Genomic DNA, 9,351 nt, shown 5'->3' on the forward strand with positions numbered 1-9,351 from the left:
ACCATTTTTCAAATTCAAAACTAATTTCAGGCAAATTCTTGATCATCTCCTCACACTCCTTAAACATTTTTTCGACTTCATCTTTAAAATCAATATCAAATCCATCTAAATCTTCTAGCTCAGTTCCTCTATGAATCACATTAATTAAATCAATAGAATAGTTATTTTCTTTCAAAAGTCTAAGCATATATGGTGTATACAAAAAATGCTCAGCCTCATTTATATCTATATAATTATTTTTTAAAGAATGTAAAACTCCCAGATTAACTAGTAAAATTAACTTTTCTAAATCATTTTTTCCAGATGTATTCATTTATCCCTCCAAAAATCCCTATCTTAACTTCAAAACCTTAACAAGATTTCTTTAGTAATAATGGATATATGTGCTTCATATCCCGGTAACTATATTAAATTTTTCTTTTTAGAACTATCTAAAATCTTACAGAATAGTTAGGTGCTTTTTGATTCGGCTATATGTATTGATATAATTTCATCAGCCATGAAATAAGTATGATAGCCATCAACTTTAAGCCTATAAGTTGTTTCAAATGGATCAATTTATTCTATAGAAATAAAAAGCCCCTGATTTAACAGAGGTTTTTAGAATTTGACGGATACTGGAAATCTAAATTCAATAAAATACTTTTCAATAGATTTTATTAAAATTTATCCCATAGACAATCAACTAACTCAAACTAAGTATTGATAACATGGCATCGTGTAACTCATCATCCGCAGATTCAATTTTATTACTTTGCCAAGCAATATAGCCATCTGGTCTGATCATTATGCAAGCATTTTCATCATGCCCCCAAGAGCGAGAAAGTTCTCCATAAGAGTCTTCGACGTCTCTTTTTGGGCCTACCTGTATAACTTTAATATCTAAATTAAGCTGTCTATTTAGGTTGTCTACCGCAAGTTTCCATTTATCACCTTGCAACCAACAGAACAACGTAAACTTTCCATTCCCAATTAAGTCTAAGGTAGAGATTTTTCTATGATTTTTGACTACCCATGTATGAGGAAGTTTATGGCCAGCAGTAAATGAAGGATAGTAATAAAGATCTTCGTCTCTACTAGAATCTTTTTTATTTTCAATATTGTACTCTGCTCCAATAATTGCAGATGAATGATAACGTACGTTAGTTTCTACTCCTAAAGCAGCAAATTCATAAGCTTTATATTCAATTGCAGATCTTAAATCACGGCGTTTAACAGCACCTTTTTCATTACCTTCGCTTAACGCATTTATACTTCCTTGCATCGTTTCTGTACTGTACTTTCCATCTAACTCTAAAGCAGAAAATATTGTAGAGAACTCTTTAACACTTTGATTTGCCCGTTTAACAATTCGCTCACCAACAGGTGCTCTTTCATCATTATAACTGTCTAATAAACCATGACCTGCTTTGCCATTTAATACAAATGCTAATTTCCAACATAAGTTATAAGCATCTTGTATAGATGAGTTTGAACCTAGCCCATTCGAAGGTGGATGGCGATGAACAGCATCACCAATGCAGAAAACTCGACCTTTCGAATATTGCTCTGCATACATTTCATTTACGGTCCATAACGACTTACTACTTATATTTATTTCAATGTCATTATCACCAATAAGCTGTTTGCAAATCGCAATCGCTTCATCATCGGTGAGAGAGGGTTCTTCTTTTTCAATGTCGTAACCCCAAACAATCTGCCACTCATTCCAAGGTCTGACCATACGCAACAAACCTAACCCAATCCCTCCAATGTTTGCTCCAGGTTGTATAATCCACCAGAGGTAACCAGGTCGATGCGAAACATATTTTGTTAAATCGGCTTTAAAAATAATGCTTATACTGCCATTTTTCCCCATTTTACCTGCCATAGGTAAATCTAAATCTTTTACGACTTTGCTGCTCGCCCCATCAGCTCCGATTAAATACTTACATCGAATTAGATACGTTTCTTTAGTCAGTCGATCTAAAACAGTGACTGTTACGCCGTTCTCATCTTGTACATGAGATAAGTATTCCGTATCAAATCTTGGGTGGCTCCCTCTTGAAGCTGCATTTGAAAGCAAAATAGGTTCAAATAGGTGTTGAGGAAGATCACACTGTTCACAGGGACTCGCTTTAGCGTACTCTGATATTCTTTCTGGATGATTCATTCCATAAGGAAAGCGTCCAATTTCATCGCCCGTTAAAGATGTACAATAAACAACATCTCCCATAACTTCCTTGGGTGCTGCTTTCGCTATTACTTCATCAGATATCCCCAAGTCTCGGACAACTTCCATTGTCCTTTGACTGATATAATGGGCACGCGGACTGTTCGCCAGCCATCTATATTTAGTTATTATGATATTTCTGATTCCGTAAGTACTTAACATAAGTGCAGCAGAAGAACCAGCCGGACCACTTCCAACAATTAAAACATCAGTTTCTAACATTTTTATCCTATTACTTACATATTCTTGGTAGCTAAATCGCTATTACATATATTTAAAGCAAATAACCATCTTAGATATACTTTTAGGCAAATTACCGATAAAGCCTTCACAACATTAATAACCAAATAAGCTTATGATCCAATTATCAATTTTTTGTAGCTTATTCATACATTTTTATGTTACCCCTACTTACTTGAAGAGTAATGAGTACAGCAATCTCTTAAAATATATCTAATAATAGCTATTTATTCATTTTGATAATTTATCAAACTCTATTATTATTCTTTCTATTTTAAAACTCCTATAAATTTTTCATGATTACAGAGTTACAAGCAAAAGTTTATTTATATATTATAAATAAACTTAACTTAATACTGTAAGTTCGGATTGCAAAGACTAGGCATATATAAATCAGATTTTCATAGCATTGATAGGTAATTTTTTAATAAATAAGATAAAATTTGAACATCTGCATGATGCTGAACCTAAAATAAATATAGCATTTGAGTTTTATTAATTGCATTGGCAAATTTATGCATATTATATTTTTCACAAAAATAATAAAACTCATAGTTTTAAATAAAATTAATTTATAAAAATTTTTAAAACCATACCAACATAATCAACTACAAAAAACAACATCATTAATTAAAATTAAAATATCCCACTAAGAAAATGATAAAAATAGTTATTCACCACAATCACTTTAAATACTATAAGAGTTACAAATTATACTAGCGACAAAATTAATATTTAGAGTATTTTTAAAAGCTCATCTAAAATAAGAAAACTTATTAAAACTCGTTTAAAACAAGAAATTAGCAATGAAAAATTCCGGATAGCAATACTCATTCTTTACCATATTTATTTTTTAGAGATCCCCCAAGCTTTCTAATTTCAAGCAAAAGATAGGACTATAAAAGAATAACTCACAGTACTCACTCATTATTTTTGATCATTTCGTCTTCCCAATAACCATAAATAAGTTTACTTATACTAAACAATCCTATGCATAAGTCATAAATTACTAATAAGTCTCTACAAATGCTTAAGATGACCCAAATTATAACGACGACATAGAACATTGGATAAATCGACCAGATCAATACGACTAGGCCGTTAGATCAACTGACTATTACTACCAAAGGCGATTTCAAATTATCGATCTATCGCACTAAAAATTTTGTTTACATTGACAACCTAACGAACGTTAGTTAGATTAACTCAAATTTAATCCTCTAAGAAGTTAAAAAATGATTTTAGTTAGTCAAAAAGATCGTATCTGGACTGATAGTAGTATCCCAGGAGTTCAAACCTGTCGAACTTGGAGTAGTGAGGATGGTATTGAAAGCTATTTAGCAAAATTTCAGGCTGGAGCAAGTTTTCCTAAACATACTCATATTGGATGGGAACAAATTATCGTTCTAGAGGGAGTGATTCGCTTCAATACCGTGGAAATGCAGGCTGGAGATGTGTTACAAGTTCAAGGCATCGATGAGCACGAGGCATTTGCACTAGAGAATACACTCTTGTTCGTTACACATCATGGCGGCATTGAACTGACGGAATAATGTATGGCATCCACTACAAAAAACCATTCACCATTGACGCGGGAAAAAATACTCGGAGCAGCAATCCATCTGTTTCAACGACATGGATTCAATGGATTAGGCATGCGACAAATCGCCGATTGCTTACAAATCAAAGCACCTAGTCTCTACTATCATTTTAAATCTAAAGATGATTTGGCACGATCTGCGCTTCAGCAGTACCGAGAAGAGCAATTCTATCGATTGCAGGAAATTGAGAAACTGGATGGCTTAACCGAAAAACTATATGCATATTCCGAACTTTTCGCAGAGATGCTGAACGACGAAAAGCGTCTATGCTTATATCTGGTAATGGTGAGAGAGGCCTCTTTCCAGCAAGAGCCATGTGTAAGCGAATTACGGCTGTTCGCCAAACAAAATATCGATTGGTTAGAAGATACTTTATGCCAAGCAAAAAAAGAATCACCCCAAACTATTGAAACAGAGCGAGACATAGCGGAAATCATATTCGCTTCACTAGAAGGCATCATGGCGACTTCTCTAAATGACGAGAACCCATGTAAATCCTTCCGCTCAAGAGCTAAATCCTTCTTCAACATTATCTTGCTCACAACCGCTAGATAAAAAACAGGTTCCAACAGTTCTAAAAGCCGCGCTTTGATGGTTATTGGTTAAATGCTCGGGTTTTGCGGTTGAGAGCCTGTAATTGATATCTTATACATAGCAGACGGTTATCGCTTTCTTGCTTATAGCCACACTTCTGGTCACAACAAACATTGTGGCTAGAAAGCTTATTTTCCTTTTGGCATATGGCACATCTTGGCACTTGAATGCGAGTTCACAGAAATTTGTTATCTGTTGATCATGCTGATTAGCTTCAACATATTAGACTTGCAAATTAAAATTGATTTGAGTGATAAACAATAAATAAAAAAAGCCCCTGCTTTCACAGGGGCTTTTCGAATTTGGCGGAAGCGGTGTTAGTCAAATTAAACAACCAAACCACTGATAAACATACAAAAAATAATTTAATTTTAGTTTTTTACTGTTATTTTTACTACAATAAAATTTCAACCAATCATTTGTTTATATTTCATTCACCTGACACTATTCTTGCTTAGTAAGCTAATGATTGTAAATTACAAATCATCTTAAACTACCCATTCTAAGACAGTTCATGTAATTTTACCTCAATTAAGAGTTCATTCGAGAATATATTCAATTAGAAGATTTTATATTCCCCGCCCCACGTAGTGGTGAAATGCTTTCCGACATGCCATTGACTACACTAATCAAGCGTATGCATGAACAAGAACTAAAAAATGGCTTAGGCTATATTGATCCAAAACAGAATCGTATAATTACCACACATGGCTTTCGGTCTACTTTTCGTGACTGGTCTGCGGAAAAAACTAATTATGCGCGTGAAGTCTGTGAACATGTATTAGCGCACAAACTACCAGATAAAGTTGAAGCTTCTTACTTGCGTGGAGATTATCTAGATAAACGTAAAGAATTAATGGCAGATTGGGCAGAGCACTGCTCTACGCTTACAGAGTGATGTAACACATAAACCTTGTATTTCGCCTAACCAAATAATAATCTTACCCTTTATATTTATCATAGAGCCAACATGTCAATACAAACTATAAGCAGTACCATAACAAGGTTAAATAAGGAGTTAGCAGATATTACTCATCGAATGAGCTTAGAGCAGAAAAAGGGAGCTGATATAATTTCTAAAATTTTACAAATTCAAAATTCTATCGGGAAGACAACTAGCCCCTCTACATTAAAAACAAAGTTATCAGAAATTAGTAGGAAAGAACAAGAAAACGCTCGTATACAATCAAAACTTTCAGACTTACAAAAGAAAAAGATTGATATTGATAATAAGCTGCTGAAAGAAAAGCAGAACCTTATAAAAGAAGAAATACTGGAAAGAAAAAAATTAGAGGTCCTGACTAAAAAACAGCAGAAAGACGAAATTGAACATCAAAAGAAGCTGAAACGTGAAATTGATGCTATTAAAGCTTCTACCCAATATATTACTGATGTTTCAATATCATCTTACAACAATACAATACCTGAGACGGAACCAGAATATGATTTGTTTATTTCACACGCTTCAGAAGATAAAGAAGATTTTGTCAGACCGCTTGCAGAGACATTACAGCAACTTGGAGTAAACGTTTGGTACGATGAATTCACGTTAAAAGTTGGGGACAGTTTACGTCAAAAAATTGATAGTGGTCTCCGAAACTCTAAATACGGTACCGTTGTTCTTTCAACTGACTTTATTAAGAAAGACTGGACCAACTATGAACTTGATGGCTTAGTAGCTCGAGAAATGAATGGCCATAAAATGATTTTACCGATTTGGCACAAAATTACTAAAAATGACGTTTTAGATTATAGTCCGAATTTAGCCGATAAAGTCGCCTTAAATACTTCTGTAAATAGTATTGAGGAAATTGCCCATCAATTAGCTGATGTTATCTTAAATCGATAAGCGCCTTCTAAAAATTAAAATTTTGACTGAGATTTACAAATAACCTAATTCTCAGTCAACTTTTGAACACCCTACAATTTAGACACTTTACAATCAATAATTTAATTATAACTAAAACAATTTTTTTTGTGATGAGTAATACTGAATTCACAAATATTGATGTATATTGAAACAATAAAACCAAATAATTTATATAAAATCAAAAACTTAAAAAATTCTTCTTTAGCCATTTCCGCCCTTTAATATTTCTTTTGATATAAGAAATCGATTCTTCATATTTGTATCCAAGCCAAATTAATGTTATATATTTAACAAATAAGTTGAGTATACAACATGAAAATATCTTTACTCATATCCTCTTTGCCTACACAGAACACATCTACACGTATGAGAGTATGGCGTTCTCTTAAAGCAAGTGGAGCCGCAATCCTTAGAGATGGTGTGTATTTACTTCCCATTTCTCATAGCGAGAAATTTGATCCTATTGCAAGTGACGTTATTTCAGAGCAAGGCTCTGCGTATGTATTCCATGCGGAGCAGCCTTTAAACCTTGAATTAGCTCCTTTCTTCAGTCGAAAAGAAGAATACGATGTCCTCTATAAACAACTCTCTGAGTTAAGAGATCGTCAATCTAAAGATGAAAAGAAAGAGCTGCTCAAGCAAATCCGTAAATTAAGAAAAAGTATCGATGCACTCGTAGAAATTGACTATTACCCCGATGAGACTCAAGCACAGGTACTAAATGAACTTTCTGCTTTAGAGCTTTCAATAGCTCGACTTGGTGAAGTGAATGAGCCTCAAGCAATACAAGCACATATTCAACTTCTAGATAAAAATAGTTATCAAAACAAAATATGGGCAACTCGTAAGAGACCTTGGATTGATCGTCTAGCCTCTGCATGGCTAATCAAGACTTTTATTGATTCAACTCCTACATTTATTTGGTTAGAAACACCAAGTGAATGTCCAGAAGAAGCTTTAGGATTCGATTTTGATGGTGCAGCTTTCAGTCATATCAATCACTGGGTTACCTTCGAAGTTCTTTTACATAGTTTTAATTTAGAAACACCTGCTTTGAAAAAAATTGCAGAGATTGTCCACTATCTTGATATTGGCGGGATTGAGCCACCCGAAGCTTCAGGCATAGAAACCGTCTTTGCAGGAATACATGAAAACATTACAGATGATGACCAATTATTAGTCGCATCAAATGCAATCTTTAATGGCCTATTGTCTAGCTTTAATAAAAATAGCTCTGTACTGAATGATTAAACGCATCAAATACTTTTTAAATTTCAAAAATTTAGGTGAAATAGCAATGAATACAAATGAAGATTCCACTGCTTTAGCTGAAAGCATTCCCCCACATGAACTTCATGGTGTTTCATTTCGTGAAGCTTTTTGGGTATGGCTTAAAGTAGCTGCGCTTAGCTTTGGTGGACCTGCGGGGCAAATCGCAGTAATGCATAAAATTTTAGTTGAAGAGAAACAATGGATTAGTGAAACGCGTTTTTTACATGCCTTAAATTACTGTACACTTGTTCCTGGTCCTGAAGCACATAAGTTGGCTGTATACATAGGTTGGTTATTACACCGAACACGTGGCGGACTCGTTGCGGGTACTCTCTTTATTTTACCGGGTCTACTTGCATTAGGAATACTAAGCTGGATTTATGCAAGTTATGGTCAGATTAGTATTGTTCAAGCATTATTCTTTGGATTAAAAGCAGCCGTACTTGCAGTAGTTCTTGAAGCTGTCATGCGTGTAGGTCGTCGAGCCTTAAAAAACAAGGTGATGGTCATTGTCGCTATCTTGTCATTTATCGGCATCTTTATCTTTGCTTTGCCTTTTCCATTTATTATTTTAGTTGCTGCGCTTATCGGTTACATCGGAAATAAAAGTGGAAGTAAAGCATTTAACGCCTCCTCATCTCATTCTGACGCTAATAGCTCTAATGCTTCATTAGCAGCTATTGATGCTGCTTTTGCTAAGCAGATCCCAGAGCATGTACAACCTTCCCATACAAGAGCTCTAAAAATTACTCTCATTGGTTTGGTCTTATGGCTCGGCCCACTTATAGCTTTTATTACTTTAATGGGCAAAGATAATGTTTATACGCATATCGCTCTATTCTTCAGCAAAATGTCCGTACTTACGTTTGGTGGTGCTTATGCAATTTTATCTTATGTTGCACAGCAAGCCGTCGAAAACTTCCATTGGCTTAAACCTAGTGAAATGCTGATCGGACTTGGTATGGCTGAAACCACCCCTGGCCCCCTGATTAGTGTAGTTCAGTTTGTAGGCTTTATGGCAGCGTATCGAGACCCAGGATCATTGAATCCTGCCTTGGCTGGTACTCTTGGAGGTATATTAGCGAAATGGGTAACATTTGTACCCTCTTTTCTATTCATTTTTATTGGTGCTCCATATATTGAAGCATTAAGAAATAATAAGGCTTTAAATGCCATACTTTCGACAATTACAGCAGCTGTTGTTGGAGTGATCCTTAATCTATCAGTGTGGTTTGCATTACATACATTATTTGCTGAAGTTAATGTAATTCATAAATATGGAATGGTTTTACAAGTTCCAGTTTTATCCAGCATTAACCCATGGTCACTAATGTTATCAATCATAGCTATGCTTGCTTTATTCCGTTTCAAACTTGGAATGATGACTACTTTAGCTGGTTGCTGCGCTATAGGAATTATTCTTCACTTTTTCGGGATAAGCGGCTAATCACTTATAACTATATAAAAATGTTTTAGTTGGACTTATTTGTCCAACTAAAACAGAGGTGGTCCCACATGTTTGAACAACTAAAAGCTTATTTATAAGTGATACTCTGCTCTAG

General features: G+C 34.6%; 7 protein-coding genes and 1 pseudogene. 6 read left to right on the forward strand and 2 right to left on the reverse strand.

Annotation, left to right across the window (positions count from 1 at the left end):
• Nucleotides 1-313: DUF3969 family protein (locus WA249_RS18520; RefSeq protein WP_336170893.1), on the reverse strand; the 313-nt coding region annotated here is incomplete at its 3' end.
• A 372-nt stretch (nt 314-685) separates the two neighbouring features.
• On the reverse strand, nt 686-2,434 hold the full coding sequence (locus tag WA249_RS18525) for an FAD-dependent oxidoreductase (RefSeq protein ID WP_336170895.1): 1,749 nt from the start codon (nt 2,432-2,434) through the stop codon (nt 686-688).
• A gap of 1,253 nt (nt 2,435-3,687) precedes the next feature.
• Here WA249_RS18525 and WA249_RS18530 point away from each other — a divergent pair.
• The 6 genes and pseudogenes from WA249_RS18530 to chrA all read left to right on the forward strand — a co-directional run bounded on the left by WA249_RS18530 (nt 3,688) and on the right by chrA (nt 9,236).
• On the forward strand, nt 3,688-4,005 hold the full coding sequence (locus WA249_RS18530; RefSeq protein ID WP_336170897.1) for a cupin domain-containing protein: 318 nt from the start codon (nt 3,688-3,690) through the stop codon (nt 4,003-4,005).
• A 3-nt stretch (nt 4,006-4,008) separates the two neighbouring features.
• Nucleotides 4,009-4,608, forward strand: a complete 600-nt coding sequence (locus tag WA249_RS18535; RefSeq protein WP_336170899.1) for a TetR/AcrR family transcriptional regulator — start codon at nt 4,009-4,011, stop codon at nt 4,606-4,608.
• Between the two features lie 580 nt (nt 4,609-5,188).
• Nucleotides 5,189-5,545 (forward strand): annotated as a pseudogene (locus WA249_RS18540) (tyrosine-type recombinase/integrase); the annotation flags it as partial.
• Nucleotides 5,546-5,617: 72 nt separating this feature from the next.
• Nucleotides 5,618-6,496: a TIR domain-containing protein gene (locus WA249_RS18545; protein WP_000027438.1), complete on the forward strand. Its 879-nt coding sequence runs from the start codon at nt 5,618-5,620 to the stop codon at nt 6,494-6,496.
• 333 nt (nt 6,497-6,829) lie between these two features.
• Nucleotides 6,830-7,768: a chromate resistance protein ChrB domain-containing protein gene (locus tag WA249_RS18550; RefSeq protein ID WP_002065076.1), complete on the forward strand. Its 939-nt coding sequence runs from the start codon at nt 6,830-6,832 to the stop codon at nt 7,766-7,768.
• A 46-nt stretch (nt 7,769-7,814) separates the two neighbouring features.
• Nucleotides 7,815-9,236 (forward strand): chromate efflux transporter, encoded by a 1,422-nt coding sequence (gene chrA, locus WA249_RS18555; RefSeq protein WP_002040866.1) that lies wholly within the window; start codon nt 7,815-7,817, stop codon nt 9,234-9,236.
• Nucleotides 9,237-9,351 lie beyond the last annotated feature (115 nt).

Origin of the sequence: Acinetobacter sp. 161(2023), assembly GCF_037027805.1 — a bacterium.
Classification (GTDB): Bacteria; Pseudomonadota; Gammaproteobacteria; order Pseudomonadales; family Moraxellaceae; genus Acinetobacter.

Bases quoted from the DNA above. Each gene is read 5' to 3' on its own strand.
- WA249_RS18525 (WP_336170895.1), bottom strand. From the start codon at position 2,434: ATGTTAGAAACTGATGTTTTAATTGTTGGAAGTGGTCCGGCTGGTTCT.
- WA249_RS18530 (WP_336170897.1), top strand. From the start codon at position 3,688: ATGATTTTAGTTAGTCAAAAAGATCGTATCTGGACTGATAGTAGTATC.
- WA249_RS18535 (WP_336170899.1), top strand. From the start codon at position 4,009: ATGGCATCCACTACAAAAAACCATTCACCATTGACGCGGGAAAAAATA.
- WA249_RS18545 (WP_000027438.1), top strand. From the start codon at position 5,618: ATGTCAATACAAACTATAAGCAGTACCATAACAAGGTTAAATAAGGAG.
- WA249_RS18550 (WP_002065076.1), top strand. From the start codon at position 6,830: ATGAAAATATCTTTACTCATATCCTCTTTGCCTACACAGAACACATCT.
- chrA (WP_002040866.1), top strand. From the start codon at position 7,815: ATGAATACAAATGAAGATTCCACTGCTTTAGCTGAAAGCATTCCCCCA.